Below are 13,709 nucleotides of genomic sequence, written 5' to 3'. Positions count from 1 at the left end.
GCAAGTCCTATTCTTTTTTCTTTTGTGCTAATTTCTCACGTTCCAAGCGAAATTTTCGGTTCGGATTGAGTTTGTTAAAAAGTTTTTCGAGTTTTTCTTCATTCCAAACGTCAGCTGCAGAAACGAAATTGCCATTTTTATCACGAAAGGATATTGGTTTATCACCCATAAAATCGCTCCTTTTTAGTCTACAAATTCAAATTCAAATTTGCCGATACGAACCAAGTCACCATCTTTAGCACCACGCGACCGTAATGCTTCGTCTACCCCCATACCACGTAGTTGCCGTGCAAATTTCATGACAGCCTCCTCACGGTCAAAGTTTGTCATGGTAAAGAGTCTTTCCAACTTATCACCAGATAAAACCCAGACAGCGTCATCATCGCGTGAGATTTCAAATGCTGGAGTATCTTCATCAAAGCCATAGTAGGCTTCTTCTTCCATTTCGGACTCATCATAAAGCAGAAATTCAGGTGTTTTATCAAGCAATTCTGCAGTTGCATCCAAAAGCGTTGACAAGCCTTGTTTCGTCAAACTTGAAATTGGAAAAATCTGTGGCAGTTCATCAAATTCATCATAATTTGCTACTAATTTTTCTTTAAAGACTTTTAGATTCTCTGCACTTTCAGGCATGTCCATTTTATTAGCGACAATAATCTGTGGACGCTCCATTAAGCGAAGATTGTAGGATTCCAATTCCTTATTGATAGCAAGATAATCTTCGTAAGGATCACGTCCTTCACTAGCTGACATATCAATGACATGCAAGATGACACGAGTTCGCTCAATATGGCGAAGAAATTGTGTTCCAAGTCCTACACCTTGGCTGGCTCCTTCAATCAAGCCAGGCAGGTCTGCCACAGCAAAGGATTCACCGGACTGCGTCCGAACCATTCCAAGATTAGGTACAATAGTTGTGAAATGATAAGCGCCAATTTTCGGCTTAGCAGAAGTGATGACACTCAAAAGTGTGGATTTTCCAACAGACGGAAATCCAACCAAACCAACATCTGCCAAAATTTTCAGCTCCAACTGGAGTTCGCGTTCTTGACCCGGTTCACCATTTTCAGAAATTTCTGGTGCTGGATTTTTAGGCGTCGCAAAGCGAATATTGCCACGACCGCCACGACCGCCGTGAGCTACGACGAACTTTTGCCCATTTTCAATCAAGTCTGTCAGGATTTTCCCTGTTTCAGCATCACGAACGGTTGTCCCTTGTGGTACGTGAACAATCAAATCTTCTGCACCACGACCGTGCATTCCCTTGGTCATTCCCTTCTCACCAGACTGAGCCTTAAAATGACGATTGTAGCGAAAATCCATCAAAGTGCGAAGCCCTTCATCTACGACAAAAACAACATTGCCGCCACGACCACCGTCACCGCCCCAAGGTCCACCATTTGGGACATACTTTTCACGGCGGAAAGCTACCATGCCATCACCGCCATTGCCAGCCTTGACTTTTATCTTAGCTGTATCCAAAAACATACTCATATTTTTCTCTTCTCTCGTTTTTCACTCTAAAAAAACGCTCTTTCAAGCGTTTGAGGATTAGAAATTGCTCAAAGCACCAAGTGCACTTGCAAAGATTGCTCCAACCGTTACCAATAACATGATAACAACTACAATCAAAGTCAATTTTTCAAATCCTGTTTTTTTCCGTTGTCCATTATCACCAAAAGCCACGATATTACCTCTATGTATTTAATTTACTCTTCTAATTGTAACATGAAGAAGATAGTTTTTCAAATGATAGCTGAAATAAAAAGATTACAACTGAAAATCCCCACAAAGTAAAAATCCAACAGGCTTCCTGCTGGATTTCAATGTCAATCAGCGTAACCGTTTGGATGTGTCGAATGCCATTTCCAAGCTGTCTCGATAATCATCTCCGAAAATAGCAATTTTTTAATAGGTTATTTCACTAGACCAATCGATTCAATAAAACGCATAAAGGCAATGTGACCTTCTTTTGTTCGCTTGTAAACACCTGCATCTTCCAAGACACGTTTGAAAATCTGACCAACCGAAGCACGTACAATTGATTGAGCTGATTCTGCCGTTATATTTGAATGGCTAGCTTTTAACTGTTCAGCCCACACTTGATGATAAGGAGCCACTTCTTTTATTTGCCCCAAAAGAAATTCTTCAACTTCTTTTAACTCATTTTTCAAACGAGATGGGAGAATTGCCAAGCCCATGACCTCAATCAAGCCGATATTTTCTTTCTTGATGTGTTGAACATCTTTATGCGGATGATAAATACCATCTGGATATTCTTTTGACGTTTGATTGTCCCGAAGAACCAAATCTAACTCAAACTTACCATTTTTTTGACGTGCTATTGGAGTAATCGTATGATGTAGTTCACCATTTGACTCAGCTAAAATCTGAACAGTCGGATCGGAGTAACTGCGCCATTTCTGTAAAATTTTATCCGCCAAATCTACCAATGCGGATTTATCAGTTGATTGCAACCTTAAAACCGACATGGGCCAGTTGACAATACCAGCTTCTACATTTTCAAAACCTGCAAAGATGAAAGTTTTGTCCAGCTCTGCCTTTTCCATAGGAAAAGTATGTCGTCCACCTTGATAATGGTCGTGAGTGAGAATGGAGCCTCCTACGATAGGAAGATCCGCATTGGAGCCTGCAAAATAACCTGGAAAAGTCTCTACAATGTCCAAAAGACGTTCAAAAGTAGCACGACTGATAGCCATAGGAGTATGCTTGCTATCTAAAAAGATACAATGCTCATTAAAATATGCATAGGGCGAATACTGAAAGCCCCACTCTCGTCCGGCTAAGTCAAAGCGGATAATTCGATGATTCGCTCGCGCCGGATGATCTAGCCGTCCTTGATACCCCTCATTTTCAAAACAAAGCTGGCAAGCTGGATAGTGGCTCGTCTTGGCTTTCTTAGCTGCTGCAATTTCCTTGGGATCTTTTTCTGGTTTAGAAAGGTTGATTGTAATCTCCAAATCACCATATTCAGTCGGTGTTTGATAGGCAATATTCTTAGCAATAGCTTTGACCTTGATATAATCATTGCGCTTACTAAGCTCATAAAAATCAGCAATAGCTCGTTCAGGATCTTGTTCATAAGTTTGACAAAATTGCTGATTGAGCTGACTAGGTGCTGGCGTGACTAAATTCATCAACTCTGCCCCAAGAATATCCTGTTCTGCAAGAGTTGAGCCGATTTTTCCAACTGCTAAAGCAACTTCTAGTAAATCATCTTTGAGATCAATTAAGCTGGTTGCTGCTGTCTCTTGCTTTGCAGCTTCTTCTCCAACCAGACTCATGACGCGATTTGTCAAATAAATTCGGTCGATTTCTGTAAAAGAGCTATTTGCTATGACCTCTGTTACAAAGGCATTCAGTAAATTTCGTGCCATTGATTTTCCTTTCTTTTATAGAAAGGGCTGAAATCCTCGTCAGCCCTTATTACTATTATGTAAAACGCTCGCTTAATCCAACACACGGCTGCCACCAGCGATTTCAGCAATATAGAAGCTCGGTGCATAACCTACGACTTCTTCATATTTTTGCCCAACATTTTTTTGAAAAGCTTCCACTGCATCTTTGCGAACCAAAGCAATGGCACAACCGCCAAATCCTGCTCCTGTCATGCGAGCGCCCAGCACTCCTTCTTGCTCCCATGCAGTATGAACCAATGTATCCAATTCTAATCCTGTGACTTCATAATCATGTTCAAGTGAGACATGAGACGCATTCATTAAGCGACCGAATTTTTCCAGATTGCCAGCTTGCAAAGCAGCTTGAGCTTGAAGTGTCCGTTGATTTTCCAATACAGCGTGACGAGTACGTTTGAGTCGATTTTCATCTTGAATTAGGTAGTTGTATTCATCAAAATCCCACTCATTTAATTCACCCAAGGTTGCAATAGAGAGTTTTTGCTTTAATTCCCCGACTGCTTTTTCACACTCTGCACGGCGTTCATTGTATTTGGAGTCTGCTAGTTCACGACGCTTGTTTGTATTCATGATGACAACCACATTGTCTTTGAGATCAAGCGGTACCAAGTCGTATTCGAGCGTGTTCGTATCTAAGTAAATTGCCCGTTGATCCGCTCCCATACCAATGGCAAACTGATCCATGATACCAGAATTAACACCGATAAATTCATTCTCTGTTTGTTTACCAATTTTTACTAAATCTAAACGCTCTAATTTTAAATCAAATAGTCTCTCTGCAATTATTCCTGTTAGTAGCTCTAAAGAAGCCGATGAAGAGAGACCTGAACCATTTGGGATATTTCCAAAAACATAGACATCCATCCCTTTATCAATGACATGTCCTGCTTTTTGCAAGAAATGAAGCACCCCTTTTGGATAATTCGTCCAATTATGCTCTTTTTCAAAACGAAGATCTTCTATCGGCACCTCAATAATCCCTTTGTCTTCAAAATTTGCTGAGTAAAAACGAAGTAAATTATCGTCACGTTTGCGCGCTGCTCCGTAAGTTCCTAGTGAAATAGCCGCAGGAAAGACGTGACCACCATTGTAGTCTGTATGTTCACCAATCAGGTTAATGCGACCCGGTGAAAAAAATGTGTGATCTGCTTCTGCCCCAAAAGTTGTTGCAAAGTTTGAACGTAATTGTTGAATAGAAAGAGTCGTTGACATAAAAAGTCTCCTTTTTATTTGGTATTGTAACCGTTTTATTATCTTTATTATAAAACATCATTAGTAAAACTTCAAGTATTTTAGTAAAATTTTACCAAAATTTTATCAATCAAGTTGTAAAAAATAATACTCGTCAATCTTTCATACTAATTTTTAGGAAATTTACTAAATATTTTTGTATTTTACTAATTTTTAAGATATAATAGACATATTCTTTAAAGAAATTAGGAAACAATCATGGCAACGATTAAAGATATCGCAAAAAGTGCTGGTGTCTCTCCAGCAACTGTATCACGCGTTTTAAATCACGACCAATCCATGTCTGTGAGTGACGAGACTCGCCAAAAGATATTTGATATTGCAGAAGAATTAGAATATAAAAAAACAAAAAGAGGAAGCACGCGAAATTCCCAAAACCGCAGAATTGCGATCGTAGAATGGTACACAGAAGAGGAGGAACTAGACGACCTCTACTACTATGCCATTCGTCTTGGGGTAGAGAAAAAAGCCCAAGAGTTGGGTTATGATGTTATGCGCTTTTTCAATAATGAAACATTAAATCAGCTTGAGCAAATTGACGGCATCATCGCGATTGGAAAATTCAGCCCTCAAAAAATTAAAGAACTAGAACTCTATACAAAACACCTTGTTTTTATTGATAGCAATACACTTGCCTATGGACATAGCTGTGTGATGGCTGACTTTGAAAATTCTGTTATAGCTGTTCTTAATCACTTTTTAGAAAAGCAACACCAACAAATTGGACTGCTGATTGGTCAAGAACAAACTTCTGACAAAACCACTACTCTATCCGATCCACGCTTAGTAACCTTTAAAAATTTTCTAACTGAAAAACAACTTTATCAGGAAAAATACGTCAAAATAGGAAACTTTTCATCTGAATCAGGTTATTCCATGATGAAAGAATTGATTGAAAATTTAGGTGAACAACTTCCAACTGCATTTTTCATGGCAAGTGATGCCTTAGCTGTTGGCGCCCTTCGAGCGCTTCAAGAAGCTGACATCTCTGTACCAGTTCGTGTTAGTTTGATTGCTTTTAATGATACATCTATCGCCAAGTACGTCTATCCACCACTCAGCACGGTTACTGTCTTTACAGAAGAAATGGGGCGGCAAGGCTTGCAACTGCTGCACGAGGAATTTCAACATCCTGGCTCGACCATTCCACGTATGGTAACACTTGCCACCAAACTGACCCTTAGAAAGAGCAGCTTATAGAAATGAAAACATACGAAATTTTATTCGACATTTTAAGTCGAGAATCTGACTATATCAGCGGTGAAAAATTAGCACAGGAGTTAGGAATTTCACGCACTTCTATCTGGAAAGCTATTCAACATTTGGAAAAAGAAGGCGTTCACATTGAATCCGTTAAAAATAAAGGCTATAAGCTCCTTTCAGGTGATTTATTGATTGCTGAGAAAATAGAAGAAACTGCTCCTATTCAAGTTTCCTTCAATCCAAACTGCAAATCCACTCAACTTGATGCCAAAGCAGGAATTGAAGCTGGTAAGCCTGCCAATACGCTCTATCTTGCTGCTTCTCAATCAGCTGGTCGTGGACGCTTTAGCAGAAATTATTTTGCCCCAGATCAAGGCGGGATTTATATGTCTCTTCACTTGAAACCCAATCTTCCTTTTCAACAAATTCCCGCCTATACTATCTTGACTGCTGGAGCCATTTACAAGGCTATTAAAGACCTCACTTTAATGGAGATGGACATTAAATGGGTGAATGACGTTTATTACAAAGGCAAGAAAATAGCCGGCATTTTAACCGAAGCTATTACTTCTGTCGAGACGGGCTTAGTCACTGATGTGATTATTGGAGTGGGCATCAATTTCGCAATCTCTGATTTTCCGAAAGAGTTAAAAAATAAGGCTGCCTCTCTCTTCCACGAAAAGCAATCTATCACGCGCAATGAACTTATCGCTGAGATTTGGAAAGATTTCTATGAATGTGAGCCAGACGAGCTGATTTACCTTTACAAACAACATTCCCTTGTCTTAGGTCGGACGGTCACTTTTTGCCAAAATGACAAAGACTACAAAGGAATTGCCAAGGAAATATCAGATAGCGGTCAGCTATTGGTTCAATTAGATACTGGACAAGAAATGTGGCTAAATAGCGGTGAAGTTTCTTTAACAAGTTGGTAAATAAAAGAAGGAGATAAATTGAATAAACATCAACTTGTCTCTTTTTTTTCGGCACAAAATCAACGACCTTTGTGCTTTTCTTTGCGTTTTTGCTGTTTTAGTTGGAATTTTCTATTTTGCACATATTCTTTTTGAGCTTTCAATCTGGAACGTTTAGCTTGTTTATCTAACTCTTGTTGCAGTTTTAGTGCGTCTTGTGATTTCGTTGAGCGTTTTTCACGCTTCATTTCTTTTTTTGCTAATCGCTGCAAGCGTTTGGGATTTGCACAATGTCTTTTTTTCTTTAGTGCAACAGCCGGGCTAAATTGTAGTTGTGAAAACTTCTGATTAACAAATTCCAAAACCTCGTTCATTTGGGGCTCAACTCCAAATGTCACCCGACAAACGGACAAACCTTGAGCATTTTCTTGCTCAAATAGGCCATAATAAAAGCCATTTTCAAAGTATATGGTCAATTCTAATGAAACATGTTCCATACAGCATCCTCCTTAAATACATTACAAAGAAGGGACAACCAAGGAGGAGGGTTACTGATAGTCGTGACCTACTTCAATTGTCATTAGAAAAACAAATCTAGCCTGTCACGAATATGTTCGGACTACCAACCGAAACTGTGTTTTTATCTTTGCACTTTTATTTTACAGCAAGCAGAATATTTTTTCAAATTGAAAAGAAAAGGTTGAGGATTTTCGCCCCAACCTTTCTTGTTATTTTTTACGTTTGATATGTTTGTCAATTTCGTCCACTATTTTACCCATGACATAGCTCACCTGTAAATTGCGAATCACTAGAAGCGCCCAGAAAACGGCAAATAAATAGTGTCCTGACATCATTGCTTCGTTAAAAAAATACGTTTCAATTGCTGTGAAAAAAGCTGTTGTAAGAAATTGTTGTCTTGTCATGATTCTATTATAGCATGAAACAGCAGAAAAATCTAAATTCAGTCCTCTTGAACGGTAATTTTTTCCGCTAAGAAATCAAATCCTTCTGGAATGACCGTATTCTCTTTTTCTTCAGCTTGTGGTGCATTTTCTCCACGCGCTTTAGCCGAAAATTCAGCCCGAATCTCTGTCCAATCTGTCATAGAAACCGCCAAGATGTCTGGTGAAAATCCAGCAGCATTGCTTAATAAATTCCCAAACATGGTGTTGAGATTTTCCCGTTTCATGGTCTGTTCTGCATTAAAGCTTGACTCAAATGCAAGAATAGCGTGGTTTTCGTTAGCTGCGACGGGTTGTGAGCCGACTAAAAGTGCCTTATCTGCTCCGGCTAAACTTTCAATAATTTCTCCCCAAGCATTCTGCAACTTGGTTAAATTACTGCGAGCCAGGCTAGGATTTTCAACTGCTTCTTGCAGAATGGCATTCACTTTATGGCGGTCTACTCGATAACCCTTGCTTGTTTTGGCTGAGCGTGTTGCCTGTACTGGCTTACTAGGTGCGGAACTTGACTGCAAACTTGCCAATTGATTTTTAAGCTGGCTGATTTCTTCTTTGAGCGTTTCTATCTCGCCTGCTATATTGGAGGGTAATTCTGCTTTATCTTGCCCTTCTGCCAGTCGAATGGTCATCATTTCTGTATAAATCTTGGGTTGCAAGCTGTTCTTGATTTCCGCAAGGCTCTTCGTTGCAATCTCAATCAACTCAAACAATCTTTCTTGCGGAGTCTTGAGGTTTTCTAAAAAGCTTTCACTCGTATGCGTATTTTCTCCACCCGTTTTAACAATGAGCAAGTCTCTAAGATATTGCAGCAGGTCTGTGACAAAGCGAGCCATATTTTTGCCGCTGTCAAATATGACATCAAGATTTTTTAATGCTGCTGACGTATCATGAGCTAATACAGCTGCTACATAAGCGTCTAGCGCCCCTAGACTGATAGAACCCGTGATTTCTTCAGAAATAGCCGTTGTCAGCTGATTGTCTTGGGTTAGGCTGAGAGCTTGATCTAAGATAGATAGAGCGTCTCGCATACCGCCTTCTGATCGTCTTGCAATAATCTGCACCGCTTCATTTTCAAAGTCAATATTTTCTTGCTGCAAAATCCACTCAATGTGTTCTACAATATCTTTGGTTTTAATCGACTTGAACTCAAAGCGCTGAACACGCGAAAGAATGGTTGCTGGTATTTTATGCAGTTCTGTCGTTGCTAAAATAAAGACAACATTCTCTGTCGGCTCTTCCAAAGTCTTAAGAAGCGCATTAAAAGCGCCTGTTGAGAGCATGTGAACCTCATCAATGATATAAACCTTGTGCTTCGCTAGACTGGGAGCATAAGTAGATTTGTCACGAATATCTCGGATTTCATCCACACCATTATTAGAAGCCGCGTCAATCTCAATGACATCTTCTAGGCTTCCTTCGGTAATGGCTTGGCAAATATAACAGTCATTGCAAGGCTCTCCATCCTTTTGGTTGGGGCAATTCATTGCCTTAGCAAAAATCTTGGCTACGCTGGTCTTTCCTGTCCCTCTGGGACCTGAAAAGAGATAGGCATGACTGATTTTATCCTGTTCAACTGCCTGCCGCAAGGTTGTCGCCACAACCTCCTGCCCGACTAGCTGACCGAAGGTTTGGCTTCTGTATTTTCGATATAAAGCTTGATACATTAGGCTTTGTCTCCAAACATTTCAAAATTCCAACTTGTTTTCTCTAGTAAGAGAGCCACAAAATTTTCCAGATATTCTCGGTCAATCTCATCATAATCTGCCACCAGATGAGAATCCAAATCCAACACCCCTACTAGGCTGTCGTTTTTGACCATTGGTACTACAATCTCGCTGCGAGCTCTGCTATCACAGGAAATGTAATTGCCATGTTGGGTCACATCTTCTACAATCATCGTCTGCCGTTTGGCTGCTGCTTCACCGCAGACCCCTTTTCCTAAAGCAATGTGCACGCAGGAAACGCCCCCTTGAAAAGGACCTAACACCAACTCGTTTCCGTCATAAAGATAAAAGCCTGTAAAGACAGAATTTGGCAAAGCTTGGTTTAGCAGAGCAGAGCTGTTTGAGAGATTTGCCAAAGCGTTGCTTTCGCCCTCTAGTAATGCTTCAAGCTGCGCTAAAAGTAATTGATAATTTGAAATTTTTTCTGATTGATTCATACTTTCTATTATATCAAAAAAACAGCCTCGTGACTGTTTTTTCGCAAGTGGACAAATCATTCTTCTTATTTCCTTTTCCAATACATAGAAATATCATCCCAAAAGTTCTTTACTAGCTGCTGGTGATAGACTTTAGGAGCGGTTGAATGTTTTACTTTCTGCCAAAGAATAGCGGCAACTTTTAGTTTAGGCTGAAAAGAAGCATTGCTTGTGTCAGCGCAGAAATCTTTGACAAATTGATTCCACTGACAGCTAGAAGTATCATATTGAGCATAGCTTGATTGTCCTTGATAAATCGCTATCATATCTCGCAGTGTGAATTCAACATCTTTTTCTGCTTTTACCTTTCGCCAAGCTGCCGCCATGTCCGCTGTAAACTTGAATGAACTGCTACCCATCTGCTGAGCGAAAAACTCCCGAAATCGGGTATTAAAGGCAAAACCACAAGTAAGTAAGGGCGTGTCTAAAGTAAGCTCTACATCTTTCTCTTTCTTAGTCTTTAAACGGACTTTCTTTTGAGCAACATTCCCTGCAAAATATTGTTTGATTTGTGCTTCTAGCTCTTTTTTGACCCCTGAATGCTCCTTCCCCAATCGTTTGCAAATGTCTGCCAATTCTGCACGATACCAATAATATTGAGAAAACTCTTGATAAGTCTTTATCGTTGTAAAATCCGGTCTATCCCACATGATGTGTTTCCCTTCCCTCTTTTTCATAACCTATTATACCACCAATAAAGTCATTCCTCAAAAATGATAGATTTGTTAGTTTATAAAAAGTCGTTCGAGGGTCGGACGAAGTGAATCAATTTTGGTTGAGACAAGCCGACCCTCGGACAGGATAAATTAGTTTTGGTTTGTTCTATTCGCTCGGCGGACAGAATGAATTCCTTTTGGTTTGGCTTGTCTGCTCGGCGGACGGAGTGAATCTCTTTTAGTTTATCTTATCCGCCCGGCGGACAAAGTGAAATCCTTTTGGTTTGGCTTATCCGCCCGGCGGACAAAGTGAAATCCTTTTGGTTTGGCTTATCCGCCCGGCGGACGGAGTGAATCTCTTTTAGTTTATCTTATCCGTCTGGCGGACAAGATAAACTTCCCTTTATAAACATAGAATAACAAAAGAGCTGGAAAGTCAATTTCCAACTCTTGAGGGGTGCATTATTAAGAAACCAATTCTCCTGTGAGTACATTGATAGACTTGACAGTTCCTGTCAAATCAGTATAGCTGACCGTCTTGTTTGCAGGATGATAGGTAAACTTTTCTAAGCTCAAACCATATTTAAAAGCAATTTTAATCATTTTTGCTCGGAAATCTTGCAGAGACAATCCATAGCTTGCTGCGCGTGCCTTTTCAGCTTCTTCTTCAGCATTAACTGTTGGTTTTTCAGTCCCTTCTGAATTTTCCTTTTCATCATCTACCTCTTTACTTGCAGAGTCGTCTTTCTTATCCTCTGGCTCTTCATTTGGTGCATAATTCTTGCCATCATCTGATTGGTTTTGCTTACCATGATTGCTGTCATTACCAAAGCCATCATCAGAGTGAGGACGATCGTTTGGATTTTGCACATAATATTTCACCGTAGCAAGGAAATCTTCCAAGCTATAACCCTCTGGCGCGTTGTAAAGGCCTTCGTCAAACCAAGAGAGAGAAATATTGTGATAGTGATCATGGTGCGGAATAATCAATTGCCCATTCTTGTAATCCACAACATAAGCTGTATGATATGGCATTGCCTCAACCGGCACTTTTTTAGCTGGTGTCACGCGTTCATAGATTAATTGCGCACTTTCTTTTTGAGGTTGCTTTGGATCAGTTTTAGGCTTGTCTTCTTTCTTTTCATTCGGCGCTTTGGTTTTCAGATATTCTTCTGTCGCCTTACGCTCAGATTCTGACAAATCTTTCTTAGGAATATAATGGCTGTGTGTCATGTGTGGCGCAGTGTAGCCATCTCCCTGCTCCTCTGTCACATCATGCGGATCAAAGATATAACCGTCTGATGTCGCATAACGACCTGCAGCTTTAGCTAGCGCAACTTCATCAGCCGTATAAGCAATTTGCGAATTTGCTTTGCCTGCGCGGTCAGGGTGCTGTACCTCACTTGACAATTTCAAAACCTTATCCAATAAGGCAAGCTTATCCACATTCGGATTGGCAGCCTGTTGCATGAGGTCTTCAACCATTGCCAGTTGTGCTTTATCCCCTTTGCTTTCAAGCGTTTGACGAATTGGTGTTAAGACTTTCTTGAAAGCAGCAACGATTTCAGCATTTTTCTTTGTCAGTCCCGCTTGTGTTTCCGGATCAACCGCCTTGACGATTTCAGACAACAAATCTTTCACTTTTTGAAGCACTGTTGCTTTTTCTTCTGTTCCAAGAGTGAAGCCAGATTTGATACCAGCGAGTTGCTCTTCAAAGTTTGCCTTTTGACTAACATTTGTCACCTTACTCATCAAACTTTCAGCCTTATTGATAAAGGTTTGAATCTGTTCATCCGTCACTTCTGTCTCAGATGGTTCTTCTTTTGGCTTTTCAGGCTCTTTGCTTGGCTCAGTTTGCTTGCCATCATTAGGTTTGTTTGGCTGTGTTTGATCCTTGCCCGTATCTTGGTTCGGTTTACTTGGGTTTGTCTGTTGATTACTTTGACCAGCTAGCTTTTTCGCTTCTGAATAGTCCGTACCAGGAACAATCATCCGCGAAATTTTTTCTTCTAGTGGCGACATTTGACTATAGTAAATGAAATGATAATGATTACCATGTGGCACTGCCACCCCACTAGAAGATTTTTTAGTAATCTGTGCCGGGTCAAATACCAAACCATCAGATTCCACATGACGTTGGTTTAACGGCATCAAGTACAGTTGTTTTAACAGATTGATGATTTCTTGATGAGCAGATGGAGTATTCTGATGACTTGGTTGTGATGGCTGCGCATGATGATTATTGCCCTGATGGGTCTGTGTTCCCGGCGTTGATGGTTGGTAATGGATAGAAGGTAGTGTAGTTCCGCCATTTGATGGTCTTGATGGCGTTGGACTTGGACTCGGAGTTGATGTCGTACCGCCAGATTTGTGTTTGTTGTCCCAATAGTTTTGAGCCGCCGCCAATTCACTAGGCGACAAATCGCTCTTTGGAATGTAGTGGAAATGATTGCCATGCGGAACGATAAAAGCATCACCTGTATCCTCAATGACATCAGTTGGATTGAAGACATAGCCATCGTCTGTCGTATAACGACCTTGCGCACGAGCTTCTTTGACAGCTGTTGTTACAGTACTACTTTTCGATCCTTTATGCCCTTTGCTGCTATATTCTGCCCTTTGACGAGCGATTTCTTCTTTTGTCCGAACATTGCTTGTATGATTCGGATCTTTCAGATAAAGATAATACTTGCCATTCACCTTAATAATGTAGCCGTCTTTTACTTCGTTGACAATATCAGACTGCTGCAAAGTGTAGTTTGGATCGCGCATGATCAGTTCTTCACTGATAATCGCATCGTAAGGAACTTTCCCATTGTAATAATGATAATGATCTCCATGGGAAGTCACATAACCTTGATCCGTAATCTTCACAACAATTTGTTCTGCGTTGATTCCTTCTTTCGCACTCACTTCATCAGGAGTCAAATTCTCAGCCTTTTTGGCTTTCGCTTTCGACTTGCTATCAACATAAGCTACACGATTGTCTGCTTTGCTAGAAACACTTTGATAACGTCCTAGCTCATACGCACAAATGCTCAATGCAAGAACTGCAATAGATCCAACAATATATTTTTTCTTCATTT

13 protein-coding genes are annotated in these 13,709 nt (G+C 40.3%); 2 read left to right on the top strand and 11 right to left on the bottom strand.

Features of this window, described 5'->3' with window-relative positions:
* Nucleotides 1-7: 7 nt before the first annotated feature.
* The 5 genes from IYQ23_RS03330 to IYQ23_RS03310 all read right to left on the bottom strand — a co-directional run bounded on the left by IYQ23_RS03330 (nt 8) and on the right by IYQ23_RS03310 (nt 4,649).
* Nucleotides 8-169 carry a hypothetical protein gene (locus IYQ23_RS03330; RefSeq protein ID WP_003033070.1) on the bottom strand — a complete coding sequence of 54 codons (162 nt, stop codon included), beginning with the start codon at nt 167-169 and terminating at the stop codon, nt 8-10.
* 14 nt (nt 170-183) lie between these two features.
* On the bottom strand, nt 184-1,494 hold the full coding sequence (gene obgE, locus IYQ23_RS03325; RefSeq protein ID WP_195674065.1) for a GTPase ObgE: 1,311 nt from the start codon (nt 1,492-1,494) through the stop codon (nt 184-186).
* A gap of 57 nt (nt 1,495-1,551) precedes the next feature.
* Entirely contained in the window at nt 1,552-1,686 is a 135-nt protein-coding gene (locus tag IYQ23_RS03320) for a DUF4044 domain-containing protein (RefSeq protein ID WP_003024272.1), read from the bottom strand.
* 230 nt (nt 1,687-1,916) lie between these two features.
* Entirely contained in the window at nt 1,917-3,398 is a 1,482-nt protein-coding gene (galT, locus tag IYQ23_RS03315; protein WP_195674064.1) for a UDP-glucose--hexose-1-phosphate uridylyltransferase, read from the bottom strand.
* Between the two features lie 72 nt (nt 3,399-3,470).
* Nucleotides 3,471-4,649: a galactokinase gene (locus tag IYQ23_RS03310; protein ID WP_195674063.1), complete on the bottom strand. Its 1,179-nt coding sequence runs from the start codon at nt 4,647-4,649 to the stop codon at nt 3,471-3,473.
* 237 nt (nt 4,650-4,886) lie between these two features.
* Here IYQ23_RS03310 and IYQ23_RS03305 point away from each other — a divergent pair, with 237 nt between their 5' ends.
* On the top strand, nt 4,887-5,888 hold the full coding sequence (locus IYQ23_RS03305) for a LacI family DNA-binding transcriptional regulator (protein ID WP_195674062.1): 1,002 nt from the start codon (nt 4,887-4,889) through the stop codon (nt 5,886-5,888).
* Between the two features lie 2 nt (nt 5,889-5,890).
* On the top strand, nt 5,891-6,826 hold the full coding sequence (gene birA, locus IYQ23_RS03300) for a bifunctional biotin--[acetyl-CoA-carboxylase] ligase/biotin operon repressor BirA (protein WP_195674061.1): 936 nt from the start codon (nt 5,891-5,893) through the stop codon (nt 6,824-6,826).
* A 59-nt stretch (nt 6,827-6,885) separates the two neighbouring features.
* On the opposite strand, the gene IYQ23_RS03295 is transcribed toward birA, so the two are convergent.
* The 6 genes from IYQ23_RS03295 to IYQ23_RS03270 all read right to left on the bottom strand — a co-directional run bounded on the left by IYQ23_RS03295 (nt 6,886) and on the right by IYQ23_RS03270 (nt 13,707).
* Complete coding sequence (locus IYQ23_RS03295; protein WP_195674060.1) at nt 6,886-7,302, bottom strand: YjdF family protein; 417 nt, start codon at nt 7,300-7,302, stop codon at nt 6,886-6,888.
* A gap of 231 nt (nt 7,303-7,533) precedes the next feature.
* Nucleotides 7,534-7,728 (bottom strand): DUF3272 family protein, encoded by a 195-nt coding sequence (locus tag IYQ23_RS03290; protein ID WP_003024260.1) that lies wholly within the window; start codon nt 7,726-7,728, stop codon nt 7,534-7,536.
* 38 nt (nt 7,729-7,766) lie between these two features.
* Nucleotides 7,767-9,431, bottom strand: coding sequence for a DNA polymerase III subunit gamma/tau (gene dnaX / locus IYQ23_RS03285; RefSeq protein ID WP_195674059.1), 1,665 nt, complete (start codon nt 9,429-9,431; stop codon nt 7,767-7,769).
* Entirely contained in the window at nt 9,431-9,928 is a 498-nt protein-coding gene (locus IYQ23_RS03280; RefSeq protein ID WP_049533820.1) for a GAF domain-containing protein, read from the bottom strand. Before IYQ23_RS03280 ends, dnaX begins: the two co-directional genes overlap by 1 nt.
* 65 nt (nt 9,929-9,993) lie before the next feature.
* A complete protein-coding gene (locus IYQ23_RS03275; protein WP_049533870.1) occupies nt 9,994-10,617 on the bottom strand; it encodes an SAP domain-containing protein in 624 nt (207 codons plus the stop codon).
* Nucleotides 10,618-11,088: 471 nt separating this feature from the next.
* Nucleotides 11,089-13,707: a pneumococcal-type histidine triad protein gene (locus IYQ23_RS03270; protein ID WP_195674058.1), complete on the bottom strand. Its 2,619-nt coding sequence runs from the start codon at nt 13,705-13,707 to the stop codon at nt 11,089-11,091.
* Nucleotides 13,708-13,709 lie beyond the last annotated feature (2 nt).

Origin of the sequence: Streptococcus sp. HF-100, assembly GCF_015594635.1 — a bacterium.
In the GTDB taxonomy this organism is placed as follows: domain Bacteria; phylum Bacillota; class Bacilli; order Lactobacillales; family Streptococcaceae; genus Streptococcus; species Streptococcus vaginalis.
This window is presented reverse-complemented; position numbering and strand designations above follow the sequence as displayed.

Excerpts from the sequence above, each read along its gene's own strand:
- obgE (WP_195674065.1), bottom strand. The coding sequence starts at position 1,494 with ATGAGTATGTTTTTGGATACAGCTAAGATAAAAGTCAAGGCTGGCAAT.
- IYQ23_RS03295 (WP_195674060.1), bottom strand. The coding sequence starts at position 7,302 with ATGGAACATGTTTCATTAGAATTGACCATATACTTTGAAAATGGCTTT.
- IYQ23_RS03280 (WP_049533820.1), bottom strand. The coding sequence starts at position 9,928 with ATGAATCAATCAGAAAAAATTTCAAATTATCAATTACTTTTAGCGCAG.
- IYQ23_RS03290 (WP_003024260.1), bottom strand. The coding sequence starts at position 7,728 with ATGACAAGACAACAATTTCTTACAACAGCTTTTTTCACAGCAATTGAA.
- IYQ23_RS03270 (WP_195674058.1), bottom strand. The coding sequence starts at position 13,707 with ATGAAGAAAAAATATATTGTTGGATCTATTGCAGTTCTTGCATTGAGC.
- galT (WP_195674064.1), bottom strand. The coding sequence starts at position 3,398 with ATGGCACGAAATTTACTGAATGCCTTTGTAACAGAGGTCATAGCAAAT.
- dnaX (WP_195674059.1), bottom strand. The coding sequence starts at position 9,431 with ATGTATCAAGCTTTATATCGAAAATACAGAAGCCAAACCTTCGGTCAG.
- IYQ23_RS03305 (WP_195674062.1), top strand. The coding sequence starts at position 4,887 with ATGGCAACGATTAAAGATATCGCAAAAAGTGCTGGTGTCTCTCCAGCA.
- IYQ23_RS03330 (WP_003033070.1), bottom strand. The coding sequence starts at position 169 with ATGGGTGATAAACCAATATCCTTTCGTGATAAAAATGGCAATTTCGTT.
- IYQ23_RS03310 (WP_195674063.1), bottom strand. The coding sequence starts at position 4,649 with ATGTCAACGACTCTTTCTATTCAACAATTACGTTCAAACTTTGCAACA.
- IYQ23_RS03275 (WP_049533870.1), bottom strand. The coding sequence starts at position 10,617 with ATGTGGGATAGACCGGATTTTACAACGATAAAGACTTATCAAGAGTTT.
- birA (WP_195674061.1), top strand. The coding sequence starts at position 5,891 with ATGAAAACATACGAAATTTTATTCGACATTTTAAGTCGAGAATCTGAC.